Annotated in this window: 20 protein-coding genes; 13 read left to right on the forward strand and 7 right to left on the reverse strand. The window is 69.6% G+C overall.

The window, feature by feature from the left end; translation table 11 throughout:
• Positions 1 to 396: 396 nt before the first annotated feature.
• A complete protein-coding gene (locus ACWGSK_RS22055; protein ID WP_358514431.1) occupies positions 397 to 1,029 on the forward strand; it encodes a class I SAM-dependent methyltransferase in 633 nt (210 codons plus the stop codon).
• A 270-nt stretch (positions 1,030 to 1,299) separates the two neighbouring features.
• Positions 1,300 to 4,548, forward strand: a complete 3,249-nt coding sequence (locus tag ACWGSK_RS22060) for a transglycosylase domain-containing protein (protein ID WP_452456615.1) — start codon at positions 1,300 to 1,302, stop codon at positions 4,546 to 4,548.
• Between the two features lie 71 nt (positions 4,549 to 4,619).
• Here ACWGSK_RS22060 and ACWGSK_RS22065 read toward each other — a convergent pair whose 3' ends face one another.
• The 4 genes from ACWGSK_RS22065 to ACWGSK_RS22080 all read right to left on the reverse strand — a co-directional run bounded on the left by ACWGSK_RS22065 (position 4,620) and on the right by ACWGSK_RS22080 (position 8,973).
• Positions 4,620 to 5,696: a prenyltransferase gene (locus ACWGSK_RS22065; RefSeq protein WP_358514427.1), complete on the reverse strand. Its 1,077-nt coding sequence runs from the start codon at positions 5,694 to 5,696 to the stop codon at positions 4,620 to 4,622.
• Positions 5,696 to 6,427: a class I SAM-dependent methyltransferase gene (locus tag ACWGSK_RS22070; protein WP_358514436.1), complete on the reverse strand. Its 732-nt coding sequence runs from the start codon at positions 6,425 to 6,427 to the stop codon at positions 5,696 to 5,698. Before ACWGSK_RS22070 ends, ACWGSK_RS22065 begins: the two co-directional genes overlap by 1 nt.
• A gap of 29 nt (positions 6,428 to 6,456) precedes the next feature.
• Positions 6,457 to 7,809 carry a glycosyltransferase family 4 protein gene (locus ACWGSK_RS22075; protein ID WP_358514425.1) on the reverse strand — a complete coding sequence of 451 codons (1,353 nt, stop codon included), beginning with the start codon at positions 7,807 to 7,809 and terminating at the stop codon, positions 6,457 to 6,459.
• Positions 7,810 to 7,962: 153 nt separating this feature from the next.
• Positions 7,963 to 8,973, reverse strand: coding sequence for an MBL fold metallo-hydrolase (locus tag ACWGSK_RS22080; protein ID WP_358514423.1), 1,011 nt, complete (start codon positions 8,971 to 8,973; stop codon positions 7,963 to 7,965).
• 355 nt (positions 8,974 to 9,328) lie between these two features.
• Here ACWGSK_RS22080 and ACWGSK_RS22085 point away from each other — a divergent pair, with 355 nt between their 5' ends.
• The gene (locus ACWGSK_RS22085) at positions 9,329 to 9,961 is read left to right on the forward strand and encodes a TetR family transcriptional regulator (RefSeq protein WP_358514421.1); all 633 of its coding nucleotides are present in this window, start codon (positions 9,329 to 9,331) and stop codon (positions 9,959 to 9,961) included.
• Positions 9,962 to 9,973: 12 nt separating this feature from the next.
• On the opposite strand, the gene ACWGSK_RS22090 is transcribed toward ACWGSK_RS22085, so the two are convergent.
• Both ACWGSK_RS22090 and nadA read right to left on the reverse strand, forming a co-directional pair.
• Entirely contained in the window at positions 9,974 to 11,356 is a 1,383-nt protein-coding gene (locus tag ACWGSK_RS22090; RefSeq protein ID WP_358514419.1) for a sigma-70 family RNA polymerase sigma factor, read from the reverse strand.
• 120 nt (positions 11,357 to 11,476) lie between these two features.
• Complete coding sequence (gene nadA / locus ACWGSK_RS22095) at positions 11,477 to 12,475, reverse strand: quinolinate synthase NadA (protein WP_358514417.1); 999 nt, start codon at positions 12,473 to 12,475, stop codon at positions 11,477 to 11,479.
• 111 nt (positions 12,476 to 12,586) lie between these two features.
• Between nadA and ACWGSK_RS22100 the strand changes: the two genes are divergently transcribed.
• The 6 genes from ACWGSK_RS22100 (at position 12,587) to ACWGSK_RS22125 (ending at position 17,685) form a co-directional block, all read left to right on the forward strand.
• A complete protein-coding gene (locus ACWGSK_RS22100; RefSeq protein WP_358514415.1) occupies positions 12,587 to 13,315 on the forward strand; it encodes an NUDIX hydrolase in 729 nt (242 codons plus the stop codon).
• Positions 13,316 to 13,342: 27 nt separating this feature from the next.
• The gene (locus ACWGSK_RS22105; protein WP_358514413.1) at positions 13,343 to 14,017 is read left to right on the forward strand and encodes an HAD family hydrolase; all 675 of its coding nucleotides are present in this window, start codon (positions 13,343 to 13,345) and stop codon (positions 14,015 to 14,017) included.
• Positions 14,018 to 14,181: 164 nt separating this feature from the next.
• Positions 14,182 to 15,297 carry an ABC transporter ATP-binding protein gene (locus tag ACWGSK_RS22110; RefSeq protein ID WP_358514411.1) on the forward strand — a complete coding sequence of 372 codons (1,116 nt, stop codon included), beginning with the start codon at positions 14,182 to 14,184 and terminating at the stop codon, positions 15,295 to 15,297.
• Positions 15,294 to 16,082 (forward strand): ABC transporter permease, encoded by a 789-nt coding sequence (locus ACWGSK_RS22115; protein ID WP_358514409.1) that lies wholly within the window; start codon positions 15,294 to 15,296, stop codon positions 16,080 to 16,082. The genes ACWGSK_RS22110 and ACWGSK_RS22115 overlap by 4 nt, the downstream gene beginning before the upstream one ends.
• Entirely contained in the window at positions 16,079 to 16,759 is a 681-nt protein-coding gene (locus ACWGSK_RS22120) for an ABC transporter permease (RefSeq protein ID WP_452456616.1), read from the forward strand. The genes ACWGSK_RS22115 and ACWGSK_RS22120 overlap by 4 nt, the downstream gene beginning before the upstream one ends.
• Positions 16,760 to 16,779: 20 nt before the next feature.
• Positions 16,780 to 17,685 (forward strand): ABC transporter substrate-binding protein, encoded by a 906-nt coding sequence (locus tag ACWGSK_RS22125; RefSeq protein ID WP_452456617.1) that lies wholly within the window; start codon positions 16,780 to 16,782, stop codon positions 17,683 to 17,685.
• A gap of 4 nt (positions 17,686 to 17,689) precedes the next feature.
• Here the strand turns inward: ACWGSK_RS22125 and ACWGSK_RS22130 are convergent, their stop codons facing one another.
• Positions 17,690 to 18,685, reverse strand: coding sequence for a LacI family DNA-binding transcriptional regulator (locus ACWGSK_RS22130; RefSeq protein ID WP_358514403.1), 996 nt, complete (start codon positions 18,683 to 18,685; stop codon positions 17,690 to 17,692).
• Positions 18,686 to 18,841: 156 nt separating this feature from the next.
• Here ACWGSK_RS22130 and ACWGSK_RS22135 point away from each other — a divergent pair, with 156 nt between their 5' ends.
• Genes ACWGSK_RS22135 through ACWGSK_RS22150 form a run of 4 tightly spaced genes read left to right on the forward strand, consistent with a single transcriptional unit; the run spans position 18,842 to position 23,611 of the window.
• Complete coding sequence (locus ACWGSK_RS22135; protein WP_452456618.1) at positions 18,842 to 19,405, forward strand: TRAP transporter small permease; 564 nt, start codon at positions 18,842 to 18,844, stop codon at positions 19,403 to 19,405.
• The gene (locus tag ACWGSK_RS22140; RefSeq protein ID WP_452456619.1) at positions 19,402 to 20,676 is read left to right on the forward strand and encodes a TRAP transporter large permease; all 1,275 of its coding nucleotides are present in this window, start codon (positions 19,402 to 19,404) and stop codon (positions 20,674 to 20,676) included. The genes ACWGSK_RS22135 and ACWGSK_RS22140 overlap by 4 nt, the downstream gene beginning before the upstream one ends.
• Before the next feature lie 29 nt (positions 20,677 to 20,705).
• Positions 20,706 to 21,701 carry a DctP family TRAP transporter solute-binding subunit gene (locus ACWGSK_RS22145; protein ID WP_358514397.1) on the forward strand — a complete coding sequence of 332 codons (996 nt, stop codon included), beginning with the start codon at positions 20,706 to 20,708 and terminating at the stop codon, positions 21,699 to 21,701.
• Between the two features lie 47 nt (positions 21,702 to 21,748).
• Positions 21,749 to 23,611, forward strand: coding sequence for a bifunctional sugar phosphate isomerase/epimerase/4-hydroxyphenylpyruvate dioxygenase family protein (locus tag ACWGSK_RS22150; RefSeq protein ID WP_358514395.1), 1,863 nt, complete (start codon positions 21,749 to 21,751; stop codon positions 23,609 to 23,611).
• The last annotated feature ends 4 nt before the right edge of the window (positions 23,612 to 23,615 follow it).

Below are 23,615 nucleotides of genomic sequence, written 5' to 3' on the forward strand. Positions count from 1 at the left end.
GCCAGAGCACCCGACATTGCCTTGACGCGTGCGGTGCGGGCGGCAACAATCACGCGGCGGGGAAGGAGGGAGAACCCACCCCCACCCCGCCCAACAACCGGCAGGCTCTCGACCCCAGGCGCCCCACCAACCCACCCGAGCAACGCCCAACAACCGGAAGATTCTCTACCCGAGGCGCCCCACCAACCCACCCCCGCCCCGCCCAACAACCCCAAGACTCCCAACCCCAGGCACCCCACCAGGAGACCTTGGGCAGCACGAAACCGGCGAAACCAGCGGCTCCCCCAAGATCGATGGGATCACGCTCACCAACCCCACCACCACCCCCAACTCCCCGCCTGTGGATGACGGGGTCGGGGTGGGGGAGTAGGGGGTGGGGAATGGGACAATCTCCGGATGACGAAGACAATCCCGGCGGAGCTGTTGGCGGCCGCTGAAGCGGCGAAGGGCTTCATGCCCACGGATGAGGGCCTGGCCCTGTACGAGACGGCTGTGGAGTACGCCGGCCGGGGGCCGATCGTGGAGATCGGGACCTATTGCGGGAAGTCCACCGTGTTCCTGGGTGCGGCGGCTCGGGTGGCGGAGGCGAAGGTCATCACCGTGGACCACCACCGGGGGTCGGAGGAGCATCAGGAGGGTTGGGAGTACCACGACGCCACCCTGATCGACCCGGAGACGGGGAAGTTCGACACACTTCCGCACTTCCGACGTACGATCACGCGGGCAGGGTTGGACGAGGAGGTCATCGCGATCGCGGGGGCGTCCACGGCGGTCGCGGCCGTCTGGGGCACCGAGTTGGGCATGCTCTTCATCGACGGTGGCCACAGTGAGCAGGCCGCCCAGAACGACTATGAGGGTTGGACCCCGCACATCGCGGTCGGTGGCGCGTTGGTCATTCACGACGTCTTCCCGAACCCGGAGGACGGGGGACGTCCGCCCTACAACATCTACCGCCGTGCTCTGGAGACCGGACGGTTCAAGGAGGTCCGCGTGGTCGGTTCCATGCGGGTGTTGGAACGTACCTCCTGATCCGACGTGGTTCTCGTGGCTCCAGGGGTCCTTCGCCCCTTGGAGCACGGGGTGATTCATCGAACACCATGTGACACGCGGGGTGAGGGTAAGCCCTTGGTAAGAAGTCACCGGGCGGTTACGGATTCGGCCTTGACACAGTTACGGGCGGGTATCGTGACGGTGAGGGTGGAGCGATGATGGTGGCGATTTTCCCCGGGATACCGCTTCAGTCCTGACTCGAACTGAACCGATCAGGGGCACTCGCGCGTCAAACACCAGGACGGCACGGTGCCGGACGTGATTTGCCATGGGGGCGGGGAGCTGAGCGAGAGCACACACGGCGACGGCGGGACGGATGGACAGCGTCCCGACTCGAATACGCCGGAGACGAACGACACCTCTGCAGAGGAGCTGTCCAGTCAGGCGACGCCCCAGGGTGATGTCCCCGCTACCGATGATGACAAATCGGAGGGGGATTCCGGAGGGAATGACACTCCTGAGCCGGAATTCATCGTTGGCGGGGCCGCCGCATTCAAGACCAGTGGCACGTTCTTCCGTGACCGGGTGGCCAAGACTTTGGCCGATCAGGGTTACGGCCTGGACGACGTGCCCTCTTCTGATTTGAGCACCGACTCGGAGACGGCCGAGACGGCCGAAGCCGAAGACGAAAACGAATCGGACTCCGAGTCCTCCACCTCCGCCGCCCCCTTCGCGGCAGAGGACAAGGAGGACAAGGAGGAGACCGAGGAGGTGGCTACCGAGGCGGCGGAGAACGCCCGCGCCGAGGACCCCGACAATGAGGCGACCGGTGTCTTCCCGCTCCCGAACCTCTCTCAGGCGAACGCGGAGGAGCAGGAGGGGTCAGCGGAAGAGGAAGACGCTCCCGCGCCCGCCCCGGCTTCTGGGAGCCCTGAGGGCTCTCAGCGTCCTGAAGGGCCGGACGGGGTGGACTCTCCGGTGGCCGCCGCGGAGGCGACCACCGAACCCGAGGACAAGACAGACTCCGAACCCGAGGACGAGCCGGGCTCCGCGGACGAGGCGAAGCCGACCGAGGCGATGCCCGCGGTGGCGGCCACCGCGTTCGTTTCTCTCCCGGATGAGCAGCCGGAAGAGAAGCCCGAGGCCACCGACCGGACCGCCGAGCATGAGGCGGCGTCGGCCGATGACGAGATGTGGCCGCAGCCTCGACGGTTCTCCGACTACACGTCGGAGCGCGAGGAAAAGGCCAGGGAAGAGGCAGAGAAGGACGACGCCTCCACCGCGGCCGCAGCGACGGCCGCAGCGGCCGCGGGCGGGGTCGCGGGAGCGTCCGCCGCTCCCGCCTCGGCTCAGGCCGCGGCACCCGGTGGTCCGACCGGCCCCGGAGGTCCCAAGGGCCCACCCGGCGGCCCCGGTGGACCGAAGGGTCCCGGCGACAAGGCCAAGGGCGGCAAGAAGCCGAAGACCAAGAAGCCGCTGTGGTGGCGCATCCTGCGCGTGTTCCTCATCGTCACGGGTCTGATGATCATCGCGGGCGCGGGTGTGTTCGCGTTCTTCTACACCACGGTGGAGATCCCGGACGCGGCCAAGGCCGACGCGGTCGAGCAGGGGTCGACGTTCTACTTCGCCGATGGTGAGACGGAGTTCGCCTATCGCGGCACGGACCGTGATGTGGTCGACTACGAGGAGATGGTCGCCGGTGGCGACCACGTCGTCGAAGCCGTCATCTCCGCGGAGGACCGGGGCTTTTGGACCGAGCCCGGTGTCTCGCTGAGCGGTACCACGCGCGCGGTGTGGTCCACGATCACCGGCGAGCAGGTGCAGGGTGGCTCGACCGTCACCCAGCAGATGGTGCGCAACTACTACGAAGGGGTGTCCCTGGAACAGACCGTGGCCCGCAAGGTCCAAGAGATCATCATCGCGATCAAGGTGGACCAGAACGAGGACAAGGAGTGGGTGATGGAGCAGTACCTCAACACCATCTACTTCGGTCGTCAGGCCTACGGTATCCAGGCCGCCGCTCAGGCGTACTACCACAAGGACGTCGACGAGCTCACCGCGGAGGAATCCGCCTTCCTGGCCGCCGCCATCCAACAGCCGACCCGCTTCGGTCAGGCCGACGTGGAGACCACGCCGGCGATGGAGAACCGGTGGCAGTACGTCATCAACGGTCTGGTCACGACCGAGGCCATCACCCAGGCCGAGGCCGACCAGATGGAGTTCCCCGCCCCTGAGCCGGAGAAGCCCATGGACGGCGCCGACATCAGTGGCTACAAGGGGTACATGCTCCAGGAGGCCCTGAGCGAACTGGAGCGTCTGGGCTACACCGAGGACCACATCAACCGGCAGGGCTACAAGATCGTCACGACCTTCGACAAGGACATGATGGACGCGGCCTATGAGTCGGTCGAGGCGATGGTGCCTCCGGAGAACCTTCCCGAGGGCGTCAACATCGGTCTGACCACCATCGACCCCGCCACCGGTGAGGTCAAGGCGTTCTACGGCGGTCACGACTACGTCGCCAACCAGTACGACAGCGCCTTCCTGGGCGCCGCGCAGGCCGGCTCGGCGTTCAAGCCGTACGTGCTGGCCACCGCTTTGGAGCAGGGCTACGGCCTGAACTCCACCGTGGACGGTCGCGGTCCGCGGGACGTTCAAGGGTCCCGGGTGCAGAACGCGGGCAACTCTCCCGGCGGGGTCATGACGTTGACCCAGGCCACCCAGGTCTCCAACAACCTGGGCTTCGTCGAGCTGGCGCAGGAGGTCGGCTTCGAGGAGATCCGCCAGACCGCCTACGACGTGGGTCTTCCCGAGGGCAGCATCGCCGACAACCAGCTGGTGCCGGTCATGCCGCTCGGAGCGAGCAGCGTGCGCCCGGTCGACCAGGCCAGTGGGTTCGGAACCTTCGCCAACGGCGGTGTGCACATGGAGGCGCACGTCGTCAAGGAGGTCGTGAACCAGGCGGGCGACAACGAGCGCCCCGAGGTCGTCGAGAACCGTGCCCTGGAGGAGACCACGGCCGCGGACGTCACCCACGCGCTGGAAGGGGTCGTCAACAGCGGCACCGGTACGGCGGCACGACTGTGGGACCACCCGGTCGCGGGTAAGACCGGTACGACCGACGGCAGCGTCGCCGCCTGGTTCGTGGGTTACACCCCGCAGCTGTCGACGGCGGTGGGCGTGTACAGCGGGAACAACGAGAGCTTCAGCATCCCGGGGCACAACATCTCCGGTGGTGGTCTGCCGGCCTCGATGTGGAACTCGTACATGACCCGCGCGATGGAGGGGTACGAGCGCGGTTCGTTCCCGGACCCGGCGTTCGATGGCACCACGGAGAACTGGGCGCCGGATCCGGCCACCCAGGAACCTCAGGAGCCTCAGGAACCGCAGGAACCTCAGGAGCCCCAGGAGCCTCAGGAACCGCCGGAACCCGAGATTCCGGAGATCCCGGAGGAACCGGAGATCCCCGAGATTCCGGAGGAGCCGGAGGAGCCGGGCGTCCCGGAGCAGCCGGGAATCCCGGAGATGCCACCGTCGACCCGTAGTGAAGACGGCTAGCGCTCTCACGGGAAGAGGGCCCCGTACCGCGTCGGTACGGGGCCCTCGCCGTCGGGTGTGAGGGTGGATCCTCAGGTCACCACCGGCTCGGTGTCCCAGCTGTGCAGGAACACCCGGGAACCGGGCGTGGTGCGGGTGAGCGCGTCCACGGCCAGCACGACCGCGGCGGTCGTCCAGGTGCTGCGTTCGACCGGCCAGCGCACCTGTTCGGCGAACTGGTAGCCGGTCCAGTAGACGCCGTCGTCGGGGTCGCGCAGGTGCTGGATCTCCCGCAGGATGCGTATCGCGGCGTCGGTCTCGCCCATGGCGGTCAGCGTGAGCACCAGCTCGGAGGACTCCGCCGCGGTCACCCACGGCTGGTCGCTCACGCAGCGCACACCCAGGCCGGGCACGACGAAGGTGTCCCAGCGCTCCGCGACGCGGGCCTTGGCGTCCTCACCGCGGACCGCTCCGCCCAGGATCGGGTAGAACCAGTCCATCGAGAAGCGGGAGCGGTCGGCGAACAGCTCCTCACGGTCGTTGATGAGGACGGCGAGCCGGTCGGCGGCGGCCTCCCATCCAGGGCGTTCCCTGCCCAGCCGGGCGCCCAGCGCGGCGCCGCAGCGCAGCGCGTGGTGCACGCTGGAGCAGACCGTGAGCAGGGCGTGGTCGCCGGGCGTTCCGTCCTCGCCCCGCGCCCACAGGATCTCCCCGTGGTCGCCGCGCAGCGTCAGTACGAACTCCAACCCGCTCTCGACGGTCGGCCACAGTTCCTCGGCGAACACGGTGTCGCCGGTGGTGAGCAGGTGGTGGAACACACCCACGGCCGGATAGGCGGCGTGGTTGGCCTCGCGCAGACTCGTGACGGGCGTTCCCTGCCGGAACTTGGCGGGCCAACCGCCGCCTGGATGGCGGCTCTTCGACAACCATCGGTAGGCGCGTCGGGCGGCCTCGGCGTGTTCGGGCACGGTCAGCCCGGTCACGGTCAGGGCCATGGCGCACTCCACGTGGTCCCACACGTCGGCGTGACCGCCGGGGAACCAGGGGATGGCGCCGTCGGGCTCCTGGGCGCGTACGAGGTAGTCGGTGGACCGGTACAGCTGTTCGGTGCTGAGGACTCCGGGCAGGTGCAGGGCGTCGGGGTCGCTGGGCGCGGGTGCGGAGGCCATCAGTCGGACACGTCGGTCGTGATCGGCTTGCGAACGTACACGATGACGCTCTTGCCGATGACCGGGTTGAGGAGTCTCTCCGCGATCCGGGTCACCTTGGGGGCCTGGAGCATGTCCCAGACGAGCAGGTCGTGGTAGGCCTTGGCCGCCGGGTGGTCGTTGTTGTCGGTGCCCACGGCGCACTTGATCCACCAGTAGGGGGCGTGGAGGGCGTGCGCGTGGTGGTGCGGGCCGATCTCGAATCCGGTGGCCTTGAGCTTGGCCTCCAGTTCGGCGCGGGTGTAGATGCGGATGTGGCCGCCCTCGTTGGTGTGGTACTCCTCCGAGAGCGCCCAGCAGATGCGTTCGGGCAGGAAGCTGGGCACGGTGATGGCCGCGATGCCGCCGGGCCTGAGAACCCGGTACAGCTCCTTCATGGCGGCGGTGTCGTGCGGCAGGTGCTCGAAGATCTCGGCGGCGACGACACGGTCGAAGGAGTCGTTGTCGAAGGGCATGTCGAGGGCGTCGCCCTTGACGGTCTCGGCCTTGGCGGAGGCGGGCGCCTCACCTTCGTGGGCCATGGCGGCGAACATGGTCTCGACCTCGGCGAGGTCGTCGACGTTCTGGTCGAAGGCGACCACGTCGGCGCCGCGGCGGTAGATCTCGAAGGCGTGGCGGCCGCCGCCACATCCCAGGTCGAGAACGCGGTGGCCCGGGCCGACGGGGAACAGGTTGAAGTCGACGGTGATCAGTGGAGGCTCCCTAGGGATGGTGCTGCGGGTCAGGCGCCGTTCGCGCGGGCCCGCACGGGCGCGGGGCGGTGGTCCCCGTCGGGGGTGGTCCCCTTGACGGCGGTGATGGTGGAGGCGTAGCGCTGCGCGGTGAGCTCGGCGACGGCCTTCCAGGTGAACCGTTCCTGGACGCGGCGCCAGGCGGCGGCGCTCATGCGCTCACGTTCGGCGTCGTCGTCGAACAGGGAGGCGAGTTCGGCGGCGAGGAGGTCGGGGTCGCCCGGGGGGATGAGGCGGCCGGCGTCGCCGTCGGTGCCGACGACCTCGGGCAGGGCGCCGGCGTGGCTGGCGATGAGCGGGGTGCCGCAGGCCATGGCCTCGACGGCGGGCAGGGAGAAGCCCTCGTAGAAGGAGGGGACGACGGCGACCTGCGCGCCGGCGATGAGGCGGCCCAGTTCCTCGTCGTCGATGCCGCTGACGAACTCGATGCGGTCGCGCAGGCCGAGTTCGTCGACGAGGCGGTCGGTGGGGCCGCCGGGCCGGGGCTTGCTGACGATGGTCAGGGTGACGTCGCGTTCGGTGGCGAGTTTGGCGGCGGCGCGCAGCAGGACGGTGACGCCCTTGAGGGGGCTGTCGGCGCTGGCGGTGCACACGATGCGGCCGGGGGTGCGTTCCACGTCGGGGCGCGGGTGGAAGTAGCGGGTGTCCACGCCCAGCGGGGTGACCTCCATGGCGGTGGGGTCGACTCCGAACTCACGGGTGATGTCGTCGGCGGAGGACTGGGAGGGTACGAGGATGGGGTCCAGGCGGCGGGCGACGCGGGCCTGCATCTTCACGAATCCGTACCAGCGTCGCTTGGAGAGCTTCTGTAGGCCCTTGGCCTCGGCGATCTCGATGCGGCGGTCGACGCTGATGGGGTGGTGGATGGTGGTGACCAGGGGCAGTCCGGCGGACTTGATGCCGAGCAGGCCCCAGCCGAGGGTCTGGTTGTCGTGGACGACGTCGAACTCGTCGAGGCGGCGGCGGAGTTCGCGGTTGGCGCGCAGCGAGTAGGTGAGCGGTTCGGGGAACCCGGCGGTCCACATGGTGGCGACCTCCAGGACGTCGATCCAGTCGCGCCATTGGCGCAGGGGTGGGGCGACGAAGGGGTTCGCGTCGTTGTACAGGTCGAGGGAGGGGAGTTTCTCCAGGGTGACGCCCTCGTCCAGGACCGGGTAGGGCTGGCCGGAGAAGACGGTGACCTGGTGCCCGAGCGCGGCGAGTTCGCGCGACAGGTGGCGTACGTAGACGCCCTGTCCGCCCACGTGCTGTTTGCTCCGGTACGACAGGAGGGCGACGCGTAGGGGGCGGCGTTCGCCGGACGGCTTTGGGGTCGGTCCCGTGCTTGTGCCCGACTGGGTCAAGAGTCCACCTCTTCGTTGGGTCGCGTGCCCGGTAGTCGCCGTTCGTCCTTGGCCGCCGTCGGGTCCGTTTGGGCGCCCCCATATGTTACTCGCGAGTTCACTCGGGGTCGGCGCCGGGCTTCGGCTAGGGGGATCCTATTCCGGGTGGTCGATTCAGGTGGTGGTGGCCCACCGGGGGAGCTCCGTCGAACCGTCCCGCTTGGCCAGACCGCGCTCCTCCAGGGTGCGAAGGTGCGCGGCGGTCTCGGAGGCGGCCATGTGCCGGGCCAGGATCCGCATGTCCTCCCAGGGGCGCCGCCACTCCAGGCCGGAGGTGAGTTCCCACAGGGTGGTGGGGCCGCGGTCGAGCAGTTCCGCCATCCGGGTCAGGCGTTCCTCGTGGTGGTCGGTGATCGCTCGTGTGCGCTCGGGCAGCCCGGTGAAGCGCTCCTCGTGTGAGGGAAGGCATAGCAGTCGCTCGGCGTCGGGCAGGCGTCCGGTGCGGGCCTGGGAGGCCAGGAAGTCGCCGAGTGGGTCGCCCTCGGGGGCGTCGAGGGGGAACTGGCCCACGTGCGGGGTGATGCGCGGCAGGACGTGGTCGCCGGTGAACAGCAGGCCCCGGTCGGCCAAGTGCAGGCACAGGTGGCCGGGGGTGTGGCCGGGTGTCCACACGGCGCGCAGGTCCGAGCCGGGCGTGTCGACCCGCTCGCCGTCCTGGAGGGCCAGGTCGGGGGTGGCGGGAGACTGGAAGACGGTGGGGGAGGCGCGGAAGGCGTCGATGTCCTCGGTGGGGAACCCGGCGCGGGTCATCTGCGCGATCATCGTGGCGGCCCTTTCCTCCTGGCCGTGTCCCGCCTGCCTGGCCAGGATGGCGATGTCCCGGGGGTGCATGGCGATCCAGGCGTCGGAGGCTTCGCGTAGGCGGCCGGTCAGGCCGGAGTGGTCCGCGTGGAAGTGGGTGATGACGGCGCCCCGGACCTGGTCGACGCGGTGACCGGCCAGGGCCAGGCCGTCGACCAGGGCCGACCAGGAGTCGTCGTGGTTCCAACCGGTGTCGATGAGGACGGGGCCACCGGTTGTCGAGAGCACGTAGACGTAGGTGAAGCCGATCGGGTTGTGGGGGACGGGCACCGGGATGCTCCAGAGCCCCTCGCCCAGGTCCTCGACCGGGGGAACCTCGCGCATTGTGGGACGGCCTTTCCGCTGGAAACCGAATCACATTCGATTCTAGGGAAGGGGGTCTTGGGACTTTTGGGCGGAGTGCGACCAAAGCCGGACGATTGCGGTCCAGCCTCTAGGTGTTCGACGAAGTAGAACATATTCTACCTGGCCGGGCGATCGACCCGAAAATCTCTACCACGATCTCGTATTACCTCTGCCACGTCGGGCGATGAGGTGCGGATCATGGGTTCGAACGGCTGCCTGAGAGGGAAAGCGTTAGATAACGTGTTCTCATGACGGTCGGCGATCTCACGCCGGCCTTGAGGCGGCTCTCGGCCACCGCGTTCGCGGTGGACCGATGACGAAGGGGAGAGACCCAGTGGCGGTGCAGGCACCGATCGGAACGATGACGCGGAATCAGACACAGCGTCGCCGACGTATCGTCCAGACCGCGGCCGCCCTGGCGGTGCGTGGCGGCGTCGAGGCGATGCAGATGCGCTCGGTGGCCGAGCGCGCCGGGGTCGCCCTTGGCACCCTCTATCGCTACTTCCCCTCGAAGATGGACCTGGTCGTGGCCGTGGTCACCGAGGAGCTGGACCTGCTGGAGGGCGGTATCGTCCGCCGGCCGCCCACCGCCGACACCGCCGCGGGGCGTGCCGTCGACGTGCTGTTGCGCGCCACCCGCGGACTCATGCGAGAGCCCGAGCTGGCCGACGCGCTGGTGCGTTCGCTGATCATGGCCGAGGTCAAGATCGAGCTGGACGTGCGCATCACCGACCTGGTGTGGCGGGTGGCCACCGGCAACCTCGTCGCGGCCCGTCCCGCCGACACCGTGGAGGAGACCACCTCCGTGGACGAGGTGGACCGGGACGGTATCGAGTACGTCCTGGCCGGATCGCTGACCAGCGTGTGGATCTTCGAGCTGGTGGAGGTGCTCAAGGGCCGGCGCGACGTGGAAGAGGTCGAACGGCGACTGCACGTGACCGCCGAACGCCTCCTCGTCTCCTTCTGATCCTCGCCCGGGTCACTCCTCGCCGAAGAACAGCCCGAACAGCCCACCGAGCAGGCCTGTGGAGCCACCGCCCGGCTCCTCGCCCTCGGGTTCCTCCTCGGGGGCCTCGTCGTCCGCGGGCGGCGCCGGCGGAGCGGTGTCGTCCTCGTCCTCCGGGGCCTCGGGGTGGCCGGGTTCCGGTTCGGGATCCCGCCCAGGGTCGTCCTCGGGCCCTTGACCGTCCTCGGGATCGGCGGGGCCCTCGGGGCCGTTCGATTCCGGTGCGGTGCCCGTGGTCGACTCCGGGGAGGGAGCCGAGGGAGTGGACTCGACCTCGGGCGAGGGGTCGACACCGGGCTTGTTCTCGGAGGCGGTGGAGACCGTCTCCACCTTGGAACCGTCGTGGCCGCGGCCGGTCTCGGCGGGGCCGGCGTCGATCGTGGTCGGGGGAGCGCCCGCCATGCCGGCCCACCACCACAACCCCAGGGCCACCGCCACCGTGGCCAGCCCGGAGACGGCCGGCAGCGGCCAGCGCCTGCGCTCGGGTGTGGGCAGCGGCGCGCGCGTGTTCTCGTGGAGCGGTTGGTCCCGGGTGGTGATCCGATCGTCGGGCAGGGGACGCGGAGTGATGGGGGGTGCCTGGACCAGGGTCTCGTCCACCTCCTCGCCCTCGTCCTCGATCGCGAAGACGCCGGTGACGCGGGCGCGGTGGACCGGGTAACCGTCCTCGGTGAGCGGTTGCAAGGCTGCGGCGATCCGCTTGCGTTCCTCGGCGGCCTCGGGGGCCAGGCAGGTGTGCACGACGCGTTCGCGTAGTCCGGGCGGGGCCCCGGGCGGGCGGAGCAGGGCCAGCGCGGAGGAGACCTGTTGGATCTGGTCGCGCCGGTTGGGGGTCGCGCTCTCCTCGGAGTCCTCCGAATCGTCCTGCCCGGGCAGTCGGTTCAGGCCCTCCGCGGCGCGACGGATCGCCGAACGGGACAGTTCGTCACAGATCCGCGGTTCGAGTCCGAGTACTCGGGCGACCGCGGAGGAGGGCAGCGCGTGGCGCAGGTTCAGCTCGACGAGTTCGCGGTGGCTGGCGGGCAACCGGGAGAACATGCGCGCGACCGGGGTCTCGGCGGGCACGGTGGCCAGCCGAGTGTAGGGACAGGTGTGCGCGAAGCCGCGGCGTTGGCAGGCGGCGCGCACCAGGGCGTAGAGCCAGGGGCCGCGATCGGCCGGGTCGCGGAGCTTCCTCTCCAGTACCACTCCGGCGACGAGCCCTTCGTGGACGGCCTCGGTGACGGGGTCCTCCGGATCGCCCGGGGTGCCACCACCGAGCAGGGACCACGCGTATCGGTAGAGCGCCTGCGCGTATGCGTCGTGGAGCTCCTCGACCGGTGCCGCCGCTTCGTCTCTTTCGTTACCTCTGGTCACGATTCCCCCCCGCTGTCTGTGGTGACGGTAGCGAGGGGAGAACCGTGGCGTGCGGGAATCGATCAGCTGTGTCCTGAAGGTGAGACTTCTGTTACCCGACCCGTGGGGGCGGGTGTGTCCTCACTCTCCGCCGCGCGAGGGCTGACCGATCGCGACCATGCGTTCCACCGAACGGCGGGCGCGCTCGGAGGTCTCGGGGTCGACCGTGATCTCGGTGGTGCCGTGGCGCAACGAGTTCAGCAGCTTGTCCGCGTCGATCATCTTCATGTAATGGCACTCGGCGCGGGAGTTGACCGCCTCGAACTCCGTGTTCGAGTTGACGTTGCGCAGCTGGTGCAGCATGCCGGTCTCGGTGGCGATGAGGACCTTGGCGGCGCTGGTGTTCTCCGCGGCGGTGAGCATGCCGCCGGTGGACAGGACCTTGACCCGGTCCTCGGGGACGGCGCCGCTACCGACCAGGTAGAGGGCGGAGGTCGCGCAGCCGCACTCGGGGTGCACGTAGACCTCGGCGTCGGGCTCGGCCGCCACGCGTTCGCGCAGGGTGTGACCGTCGATACCGGCGTGCACGTGGCACTCGCCCATCCACACGTGGATGTTGTCGCGACCGGTGACCCGCTTGACGTGGGCGCCCAGGAACTGGTCGGGGAGGAAGAGGATCTCCCGATCCTCCGGGATGGACCTGATGACGTCGGCGGCGTTGGAGGAGGTACAGCAGATGTCGGTCTCGGCCTTGACCGCCGCGGTGGTGTTGACGTAGGCGACCACGACCGCGCCCGGGTGCTGGGCCTTCCAGTTCCGCACGTCCTCGGCGGTGATGGTGTCGGCCAGCGAGCAGCCCGCGTTGGGGTCGGGCAGCAGGATGGTCTTCTCCGGCGCGAGGATCTTGGCGGTCTCGGCCATGAAGTGCACGCCGCAGAACACGATGGTGCTCGCGTCGACGCTCGCCGCGAGGCGGGACAGGGCCAGTGAGTCACCGGTGTGGTGGGCCACGTCCTGGATTTCCGGGCGCTGGTAGTTGTGCGCGAGGATGACAGCGTCGCGCTCCTCCGCCAGGCGGCGGACCTCGGCGGCCCATTCCTGCCTGGTCATGGTGTCCGCCGTCGCGGTGACCGTTGCCATGTCCTACTACTTCCTCGAGGCTGTGGGCTCGGCGTGCGGGCGCCGTGCCGTGGGAGGGCGGTGTGGATACCAGGTTTTCGTCTGGCAGGCACAAACCTGATGCAGCTTAACATGACCGAGAACGGAAGGGACAGGGTGGATATCTCGGAGGTAAACGGACAGGCCACGCTCTCGGCGCACGAGGCGCTAGCGGTCGTCCTCCAGATCCGCGCGGGCGAAGTGTGCGTCCTGCTGTGGCGACGGGCCCTACCGCCCTGTGAGGGGGAGTGGGCCCTGCCCGGGGGCAGACTCGGAGCGGAGGAGGACCTGGGCGCCTCGATCCGACGACAACTCGCCCAGAAGGTCGACGTTCGTGACCTGAGTCACCTCGAACAACTGGAGACGCGCAGCGAACCCCGACGCGACCCGCAGCGGCGCACGCTGGCCACCGCCTACCTGGGTCTGGTCCCCGCGGACATCGACCCGGTCGTGCCCGACGACACCGACTGGCATCCGGCCTCCGGCCTGCCCCCGATGGCCTTCGACCACGCTTCGATCGTGCGTTCGGGGCGGCGGCGCCTGCGCTCCAAGCTCGGCTACACCAACGTCGGTTTCGCGTTGGCTCCACCCGAGTTCACCATGTCGGAGCTGTCCGGCTACTACCGGGCCGCGCTCGGCCACGACGTGGCCGCCACCAACCTGCGCCGGGTGTTGCTGCGCCGAGGGCAGATCGAGGAGACGGGGCGTTCGGTGCCGTCGGGTCGTTCGGGCGGCCGTCCGGCGGCGTTGTTCCGGTTCCGGACCCGCGAGATGGAGGTGACCGACGCCTTCGCCGTCCTGCGCCCGCCCGGCCAGGCCTAGGTCCCGTCCTGGGTACACTCCCTGATCGTGGCAATTCGTACTGTGGTGTTCGACGTCGGCGAGACCCTGATCGACGAGACGCGCATCTTCGCGCGCTGGGCGGACCGTTTCGGGGTTCCGCACATGGCTTTCTTCGGCACCATCGGCGGCGTCATCGCCTCCGGGGGCACCCTCACGGACGGTTTCCGTCTGCTGGTCCCAGGATTCGACCTGGCGGCCGAGAGCGCCCGATGGCGCGAGGAGGACCCCGAGGGCGAACGCGAGCACTTCGGTGAGGGCGACCTGTACCCGGACGTACGCCCGGCCCTCGACACCATGCGCGAGGCCGGGCTGGGCCTGGTCATCGCGGGCAACCAGCCGGTCGAGGCCGGTGCGGCGCTGGCGGCGATGGACCTGCCGGTGGACGGCATCGGCATCTCCGACGTTTGGGGCGTGGCCAAGCCCCACCCCGAGTTCTTCGACCGCACCCTGGACCTGGTGCGCGAGAACGTCCCCGACATCGCGCCGAGCGAGATCCTCTACGTCGGCGACAGGGTCGACAACGACGTGCTGCCGGCGCGGGCGGCCGGCATGAGCACGGCCCTGCTGCGCCGGGGCATCTACGGCTACCGGCACGCGGCCGACCCGCGGGCGCGACGAGCCGACGTGATCGCCGACGACCTCCACCAGCTCGCCCGATGGGCCGCCCGGAACGCGGGCTGACCACCGAAACGGGAGATGGAGGACACGGGCGCGATTCGGTCACGGGCCGCGTCGCAGCGGTTTGTCCACAGTGTGCTCGGGTAACGTCGCTACGGTCTCGGACCGGCCGCCGCCCCCCCGGCACCGCCGCCGGTCGGCATCGCCCCGCCCCCGAAGGAGAGCCCATGATCACGTTCGAGGGCGCCGCCAAGATTTACCCCGACGGCACCGTCGCCGTCGATGAGCTGGATCTGACCCTGGAGACCGGACGGACCACGGTCTTCGTCGGTCCTTCCGGCAGCGGCAAGACCACCTCGCTGCGGATGATCAACCGCATGGTCGAACCCACCAGGGGGACCATCCGGGTCGACGACGTGGACATTCGTCAACAGGACCCCGCGAAGCTGCGCCGGTCCATCGGCTACGTCATCCAACAGGCCGGGCTCTTCCCGCATCGCACCATCCTGGACAACATCGCCACCGTCCCGTTGCTGCTGGGTTGGCGCCGCTCCAAGGCCAGGGCCAGGGCGACCGAGCTCATGGAACTGGTCGGGCTCGAACGCTCCCAGGCCAAGCGCTATCCCCACCAGCTCTCCGGCGGCCAACAGCAAAGGGTGGGGGTCGCCCGCGCGCTGGCCGCCGACCCACCGGTGCTGCTCATGGACGAACCCTTCAGCGCGGTCGACCCGGTGGTGCGCACGAGCCTGCAGGACGAACTGCTGCGGTTGCAGCAGGAACTGCACAAGACGATCGTGTTCGTCACCCACGACATCGACGAGGCCGTGCGTCTGGGAGATCGGATCGCCGTCTTCCGCCCTGGTGGGACGCTCGCCCAGTACGACACCCCCGAGCGGCTCCTCGCCGAACCGGTCGACGACTTCGTGGAGTCGTTCGTCGGTTACGACCGCGGGGTGCGTCGCCTGTCCTTCTTCCCCGCCGGCTCTCTCACACTGCGCCAGGACGTGGTCTTCGACGCCGAGGACCGGGTGGAACGGGCCCGTGACGCCGTCGTCTCCGACGGTGAACCCTGGGCACTGGTGGTGGACGAGGGGCGCTCGCCCCTGGGCTGGGTGAGCGCGCGTCAGCTCAACGAATCCCCGGCCGGGGTCACCCTGGGGTCGTTGGGGCTCACGCCCTACGGGCACATCTTCAACGTCGCCACCGACTCCCTGCGCGCCGCGCTGGACGCCGCGGTCCTCTCGCCCGCCGGTCGGGCGGTGGGCGTGGACACCGATGGGGCGGTCCTGGGCGTGGTCTCCCAGGACGACCTGGGCACCGCGATCTGGTCGGTGAGCGAATGATCGCGGCCTACGACTGGGTCGGCGGGATCGTCGATTGGGCGGTCGCCGACTGGAGCCATCCGGGAGAGCCGGACCGCGGCATCCTGGCCCGGTTGCTGGAGCACATGCGTCTGTCGTACGTGTCCATCCTCATCGGCCTGGCCATCGCGCTGCCGCTGGGCCTGGCCTGTGTGCGTTGGAGACCGGTCTACCCGCCGGTGCTCACCGGGGTGAACGTCCTGTACTCGGTGCCCTCCATCGCCCTGTTCTTCCTGATGCTGCCCTACACCGGGTTCAGCGACTGGACGGCGATCATCCCGCTGGCCCTGTACACCCTGGTGATCCTGCTGCCCAACGTGGTGGACGGGCTGCGTCAGGTACCCGAGCACGTGCGCCAGGCCGCCGTCGCCATGGGTTTCGGACCGTTGCGTCGTCTGGTGTTCGTGGAGGTGCCGGTGGCGGTCCCGGTGATCATCGCCGGGTTGCGGGTGGCCTCCGTGGCCACCATCAGCATGGTCAGCGTCGCCTCCCTGGTGGGACTGGGCGGGCTGGGACAGCTGATCGTCAGTGAGGGTTTCCGCCGCCAGTTCGACGCCCCCATCGTCGTGGGCATCGTCCTCACGGTGGCGCTCGCGCTGGTCACCGACGCGGTCCTGGTCATCGCCCAGCGGTTGCTCACCCCGTGGGCGCACGCCGGCAAGGGTCGGCTCGCCCGCAAGCGGGCGGCCCGCGCCGAGGCGGCGGCCGCCGGCGGCGACGCCGCGGTCGGCTCCGGCACCGTTTCCGACCACAGGGAGTCGCCGTGAACGTCCTGACCCTGTTGGTCGAGTGGTTCAGCGACCCCGCCCAGTGGACCGGGTCCGCCGGCATCCCCGTGCGACTCGGTGAACACGTCTACTATTCGCTGCTCGGGCTGCTGCTTTCCACCGCCATCGCCGTACCGGTGGGGCTGTTCACCGGGCACACCGGCGTCGGCGGGTTCCTCACCACCAGCCTCGCCAACTTCGCCCGCGCCCTGCCCACCATCGGCGTGCTGTTCCTCATCGTGCTGCTGGCCGGGATCGGTCTGGTCCCGGTGGTGTGCGCGCTGGTCGCCCTCGCCGTCCCGCCCATCCTCGTCAACACCCACGAGGGGGTGCGGGGGGTTGACCCCCGGCTGAGGGACGCCGCCGTGGGCATGGGCATGCGCGGTCGCGAGGTCCTGTTCAAACTCGAACTGCCGGTGGCGACCCCCCTCATCCTCCTGGGGATGCGCACCGCGGCCGTGCAGGTCGTCGCCACGGCCACCATCGCCGCCTACGTGGGAGTGGGAGGTCTGGGCCGCTACATCGTGGACGGGCAGGCCCGCCAAGACCTTTCCATGCTGCTGGGCGGCTCCGTCCTGGTGGTGGGGTTGGCCGTGGTCACCACACTCCTGTTCGCCGGGCTGCGGCGTCTCCTCGTCGCCCCGGGGCTGCGGGCCGAGACCGCCGCCGAACGCTGATCCGAAAAGAGGCATCTGACATGAGCAAGAAACTCGCCCTGACCGGGCTCCCCCTCGTGCTTCTCCTGAGCGCTTGCGGTGGCAGTGATCCCTTCGCGGAGGGTGGTGACGCCGAGGGTGGCGAGGGCGGTGACGCCATCGTCGTCGGGTCCGCGGACTTCCCCGAGAGCACCCTGCTCGCCGAGGTCTACGGTCGTGCGCTGGAGGCCGAGGGGGTGCCGGTGGACTACCAGTTCAACATCGGCAGCCGCGAGGTGTACTACGACCAGATCGAGGCGGGGGCGCTCTCGCTCTTCCCCGAGTACAACGGCGCGATCCTGGCCTACCTGGACGACGAGGCGCCCAGCGCCGACTCGGAGGAGACCAACACCCTGCTGGAGGAGGCTCTGCCCGAGGGCCTGGAGATCCTGGCCTCCTCCGAGGCGGAGAACAAGGACTCGGTGACCGTCACCCGGGAGATCGCGGACGAGTACGACCTGGCGGCCCTCCCCGATCTCGCCGACGTGGCGGACGAGTTGGTGCTGGGCGGGCCGCCGGAGTTCGAGACCCGACAGCAGGGGGTCATGGGCCTGGAATCGGTGTACGGGGTGGAGTTCGGCGAGTTCCGTTCGCTGGAGGTCGCCCTGCTCACCAAGGCGCTCACCGACGACGACATCCAGGCCGCCAACCTGTTCACCACCGATCCGCAGATCGTGGAGGAGGGGTTCGTGGTCCTGGAGGACCCCGAGAACCTCTTCGGCGCGCAGAACGTCACCCCGCTGATCAACTCCGAGCAGGTAGACGAGACCGCCCGGGGGATCATCGACGAGGTGTCGGGCACCCTCACCACCGAGGAGCTGACCGAGCTCAACAAGCGGATCGTCGTCGACAACGAGAACGCGGCCGACGTCGCCCAGGAGTGGCTGCGGGAGCAGGGCCTGGCCTGAGTCCTCACCCCGGGGCCGGTCCAGTGGAGCCGCGTACCACCAGGTGCGCGGGCAGTACCACCTGTCGGGGCGGGGTGCCCGGCCGGGTGACCCGCTCCAACAGCAGTTCCACCGCCATGCGGCCCGCCTCCTCGTGCGGTCCCGCCAGTGTCGTGAGCGCCGGCACGCAAAGGTCGGCGCCGAAGATGTCGTCGTAGCCCACCACACTGCGTTCGCGCGGCACGTCCAGGCCCCGTTCGGCCAGCCGTCGCAGCACACCGATGGCGAGCAGGTCGTTGTGCGCCACCAACGCGGTCGCTCCGTCCACCAGGGCCGCGTCGGCGGCGGCCGCCCCGCTCTCCATCCTGGGTGAGAACGGGCCCAGGCGGGTGGCGCGCAGCCCACGCCGGCCCGCCATCGCGCTCAGCGCCCGCCACCGTTCGGCCGCGTGCCAGGACTCCTTGGGTCCGCTGAGGTAGACCAGGGATCGGTGCCCGAGCGAGGCCAGGTGTTCCACGATCTGTCGGCTGCCGGACCCGTCGTCCACGGTCGCGCCGGGCAGCCCCTCGATCCGCCGGTTGACCAGGGCCAGGTTGTGCTCCCGGGCCAGTTCCACCGTGGTCCGCTCGCTCATGCGGCCCGCCGCCAGCACGAACCCGTCCACCGAGAGTTCCAGACGTTCGATCTGGCGGCGTTCATTGTCGCCGGACTCCTCGGTGTTGCTGAGTATGAAGGTCAGCCCCGAGGCGTTGGCCCGCCGCTCCGCGCCTCGGATGGTGCCGAAGAAGTGCGGGTTGGTGATGTCGGGGACCAACAGCGCGACGGTGGCGGTACGCCCCGACTGCAACGCGCTGGCCAGGGGGTTGGGCCGGTAACCGAGCCGTTCGGCGACGGTGAGGACGTGCTCGCGGGTGGCGGCGTTGACCCGCCGCGGGTTGCTGAAGGCGCGGGAGACCGTGGAGGCGGCTACCCCGGCCTCCGCCGCGACGTCGTAGACGGTGCTGCGCTTGGCGGGACTCATGTCCCCATTTGTAGGGCCGATGGCAACTTTTGGCAATCGCTTGCCATTCCTCTCGGAGGAAACCTAGAGTTCACGAAAACGAAATGAGACCCCGGTCACTCAGGGGTCTGACCTGTGCTGATGCGCCCCTCCGACGTTGGGACTGGAGCCTTCCGGATGACCGACCCCCTCAGGAACGACGGAGGCGAGCCACCCCACTCGCGTCCGGCGACGATTCGGTGGCTGGAGGCCGCCGAGCTGCTCGTCGGTGGCCTCCTGCTCCTCATGATCTTCGCGTTGATGCTCGTCCAGGCGTCCCAACGCCACCTGCCGATGGACGGCTGGGTCTGGGTCGGCGAACTCGCCCGTTTCGGGTTGGTGTGGCTGGCCTTCTCCCTGGCCGGATACCTGGTGGGCCGCGACGACCACATCACCCTCAAGCTCGTCGACTTCGTCGCCAAGGGGTGGGTGATGCGCACGGTGTGGATCCTGGCCAACCTCGTCGTGGCCGCCACCTGCTTCTCCTTCGCCCTGGGCGCCGCCGACCAGGTCTTCGGGCCCTCACCCCAGGCCACCCCGGTCCTCGAAATCCCGCTGACCTGGACGTACGTCATCCCGATGGTCGGACTGGCCCTGGCCGCGCTGCGCGCCCTGCTCAACGCGGTCCTCCTTCCCGGACCGCCCGAACCCGAAGTGCCCCCGACCGCACCCGCCGACACCCCCGAGGAGCCCACCCGATGAGCGCCGGACTCGTCCTCCTGGGGATCGTCGTGCTGCTGGCGGTGCGCGTCCCGATCGCCTTCGCCATCCTCGCGCCCTGCCTGGTGTACATGGCCTCCACCGGACAGTCCAGTGGCCTGGCCCTGCGCACCGCGGCACAGGAGATCAACAGCTTCCCCCTGCTCGCCATCCCCCTGTTCATCATGGTCGGCGTCGCCGCCAACCACACCGGCATCGCCGATCGCATCTTCGCCTTCGCCCAGGTCCTCCTGGGTCGGGTGCGCGCCGGGCTCGGCTACGTCAACATCGGTGTCAGCGTCGGGTTCTCCTGGGTCAGCGGCACCGCGCTCGCCGACGTCGCCGGCATGGGCAAGATGCAGGTGCCCGCGATGACCGAGCGCGGCTACTCGCGCCGCTTCGCCCTCGGACTCACCGCGGCCTCCAGTCTGATCAGCCCGATCATGCCGCCCAGCATTCCGGCGATCGTCTACGCCTCGGTGGCGGCGGTCTCCACCGCGGCGCTGTTCGCGGCCGCGGTCGTGCCCGCCTTCCTCGTGGCGGCGGGGCTGGCCCTGGCCGTCTACCTGTGGGGGCGCAAACGCCCCGAACTGGTGGGGGAGAAACCCACCTTCGCCGAGGCGCGCACCGCCACCCTGAGGGTCATCGGGCCGCTGGGCGCCCCGGTGATCCTGCTCGGCGGCATCCTGGGCGGCTTCTTCACCCCGACCGAGGCCGCCGCCGTCGGTGCCGCCTACGTGCTGGCCCTCGGCTTCCTCTACCGACGGCTCGACCCGCGCTCGCTGTGGCGGATCATCGTGGAGACCGCCACGACGACCGCGTCGATCGCGATCGTCCTGGCGGCGTCGGGTCTGCTCGGCTGGGTCTTGGCGCGTGAACGCGTCCCGCAGGACATCGCGTCCTTCCTCCTGGGCCTCACCGAGAACCCGATCGTCTTCCTCGTCCTGGTCAACGTGGTGCTCATCCTCATCGGCACCGTGCTGGAACCCATCGCCGCCCTGATGATCACCGTGCCCGTGCTGCTGCCCATCGCCGTGCAGTTCGGCGTGGACCCCGTCCACTTCGGGGTGATCGTCATCGTCAACCTCATGATCGGCCTGCTCACACCACCGATCGGCGGGGTCCTGTTCGTCCTGGGCTCGGCCACCCGCACTCCGATGCACGAGGTCTTCCGCAGTACCGGGCCCTTCCTCGTCCCGCTGCTGGTGGTGCTGGGCCTGCTCACCGTCGCCCCGGACCTCGTCCTGTTCCTGCCCAGGTACCTGGGCCTTTGACCCCGCACACCGAAACCAGGGAGTACCCCATGCGACACCCCCACCGCTGGACCGTCCTCGTTCCGGCCCTCGCCCTCGGTCTTACCGCCTGCGGCGGCTCCGGCGACTCCGACGCCGACGTCACCCTGTCCTTCGCCAACAGCTACACGAACGATCACCCCCATACCCGCTGCGGCATCGACCTGGTCGCCGAACGCGTCGAGGAGGCCGGGGTCGGGCTCGCCGTCGACACCTTCCCCAACAGCCAACTCGGCGACAACACCGAGACGTTCGCGTCCGTGATGTCGGGCGACATCGACATGGACGTGCAGGGTTCGGCCGCGCTCGGCTCGGCCCACGAGCCCATCGGCATTCTGGACGCCGCCTATGCCTTCGACGACGTCGACCAGATGTTCGACTACTTCGACTCCGAGGACTCCACCGCGCTCAAGAGCGACTTCGAGGAGACCACCGGGGTCAAGATCCTCGACGTCTGGTACTTCGGCGACCGTCACTTCACCGCCAACCAGCCGATCCGCACCCCCGACGACCTCGACGGACTGAGGATGCGCTTCCCCGACTCCCCGATCTACCTGGCCAACGCCGAGGCCATGGGGGCCACGCCCACCACCGTCGCGTTCGAGGAGGTCTACCTCGCCCTGCAACAGGGCACCGCGGACGGCCAGGAGAACCCGATCCCCACCGTGTCCGCGGACAGCTTCGACGAGGTCCAGAGCCACATCAGTCTCTCCGGTCACCAGGTGGGCTCCCAGATGATCGTCGTCTCGGGTGAGAACTGGGAGGGGCTCGACGAGTCCCAGCAGGACGCCCTGCAAACGTCGGTCAGTGAGGTCCGTGAGGAGAACCGCGCCTGCGTCGAGGAGGCCGAGGCCGAGATCGTCCAGGACTGGGCCGACAACGGCACCATCGAGGTCGTCGACGACGTGGACGTCGACGCCTTCCGTGAGCAGGTCCGCGCCTACTTCGCCGACAACCTCGACGCCGAGCAGCACGAGCTCTACGAGTCCCTGCACGCCGGATCCTGACCCGCGGGGTCCGTACACGAGCACGAGAAGAAAGGCAGGGAACACCCATGAGGCGTTCCATCGCCACGGTTTCGTTGAGCGGAACCCTGGAGGAGAAGCTCCGGGCCGCCGCCGGCGCCGGGTTCGACGGCGTCGAGATCTTCGAGAACGACCTGATCTCCTCGCCGCTGAGGCCACGCGAGATCCGTGACCTGGTGGCGTCGCTCGGCCTCGGGACCGATCTGTACCAACCGTTCCGGGACTTCGAGGGGGTGGCCGATGACCGGGTGGAGGCGAACCTGCGCCGCGCCGAGGCCAAGTTCTCCCTCATGGTGGAGCTGGGCGCGGACACCATCCTGGTCTGCTCCAACGCCTCACCGGACGTCGTGGACGACGACGCCCGGTCCGCCGCCCAGCTGCGGCGACTGGCCGAGACCGCCGAACGCTACGGGATCCGGGTCGCCTACGAGGCACTGGCCTGGGGTGGGGCGGTGAACCGGTACGCGCACTCCTGGCGGATCGTGGAGATGGCCGACCACCCTTCCCTGGGGGTGTGCCTGGACAGCTTCCACATCCTGTCCAGGGACGACGACCCGGCGGGGATCCGAGACATCCCCGGGGAGAAGATCTTCTTCCTGCAGCTCGCGGACGCCCCCCGGATGGCCATGGACGTGCTCCAGTGGAGCAGGCATTATCGGTGCTTCCCCGGGCAGGGCGGGTTCGACCTGACCGCGTTCACCGACCACGTCCTGGCCGCCGGGTACACCGGACCGCTGTCCCTGGAGGTCTTCAACGACGTGTTCCGTGCCTCGGACGCGCGGCGCACCGCGGCCGACGCCATGCGCTCGCTGTCCCTGTTGGAGGACTCGCTGGGACGCGACCCGGATGGGCCGCGCCCGAAGGTGGAGCCGTCCCGCCTCCCCGCACCCGTCCGTCCCTCCGGGTACGCGTTCGTGGAGGTCGCCGCCGGGGCCGCGTCGGCGGGGCGGGTGCGCACGATCCTGTCGGCGTTGGGCTTCGCGCACACCCACGACCACCGTTCCAAACCCGTCCAGCTGTGGCGCCACGGTGACGCGCGCGTCCTGCTCAACTCCACCGATCCCAGGCTGGGGCACACCTGGGGCGGAGCGGCGTCCGTGACCGCGTTGGGCGTGGCCGTACCCGACCCGGAGGGGGCGGTGGAGCGGGCCGGTCGACTGCTGGCCCCGGCGCTGCCCCGTCGCCGGGACCCGGCCGAGTCGGAGTTGCACGCGGTCGCCGCCCCGGACGGCACCGCGGTGTTCTTCTGCGCGGAGGGGGAGGGCGGGCCGGACTGGACCGCGGACTTCTCGGCGCCCGCGCTCCATGACCGGGTCGAGGGGACGTCCTCCGGGGCGGCCCACATCGACCACGTCGGCCTGTTCCAACCGTTCGACCACTTCGACGAGGCATCGCTGTTCTACCGTTCCCTGTTCGGGCTGACCCCCGAGGAGAACGTCGAGATGGCCGCGCCGGACGGGCTGGTGCGCAGCCGCGCCCTGGCCGGCCGGGGCACGGGACCACGTGTGGTCCTCAACGTGTCGGTCCTGGGGCGAGGACCCGATGGCGGCGCCGAAGGGGGAGCCCAACACCTGGCCTTGTCCTGTGACGACGTCTTCGCGGTCGCCGAGACGATGCGCGCCGCCGGTGTGGAGCCCCTGCCGATCCCCGACAACTACTACGACGACCTCGCCTGCCGTACCGACCTGCGCCCCGACACGCGTGAGCGCATGCGGGAGAACGGCGTCCTCTACGATCGGGACGACGACGGCGAGTTCTGGCACTTCTACACCGCCACCGTCGACGGGCGCCTGTTCTTCGAGGTGGTCCAGCGGATCGGTGGATACGACGGGTACGGGTCCGCCAACAGCGCCGTGCGCATGGCCGCGCAACGGTCGGAGGCCGGGTGCTGACGGG

It is taken from the genome of Nocardiopsis sp. NPDC055551 (assembly GCF_053619415.1).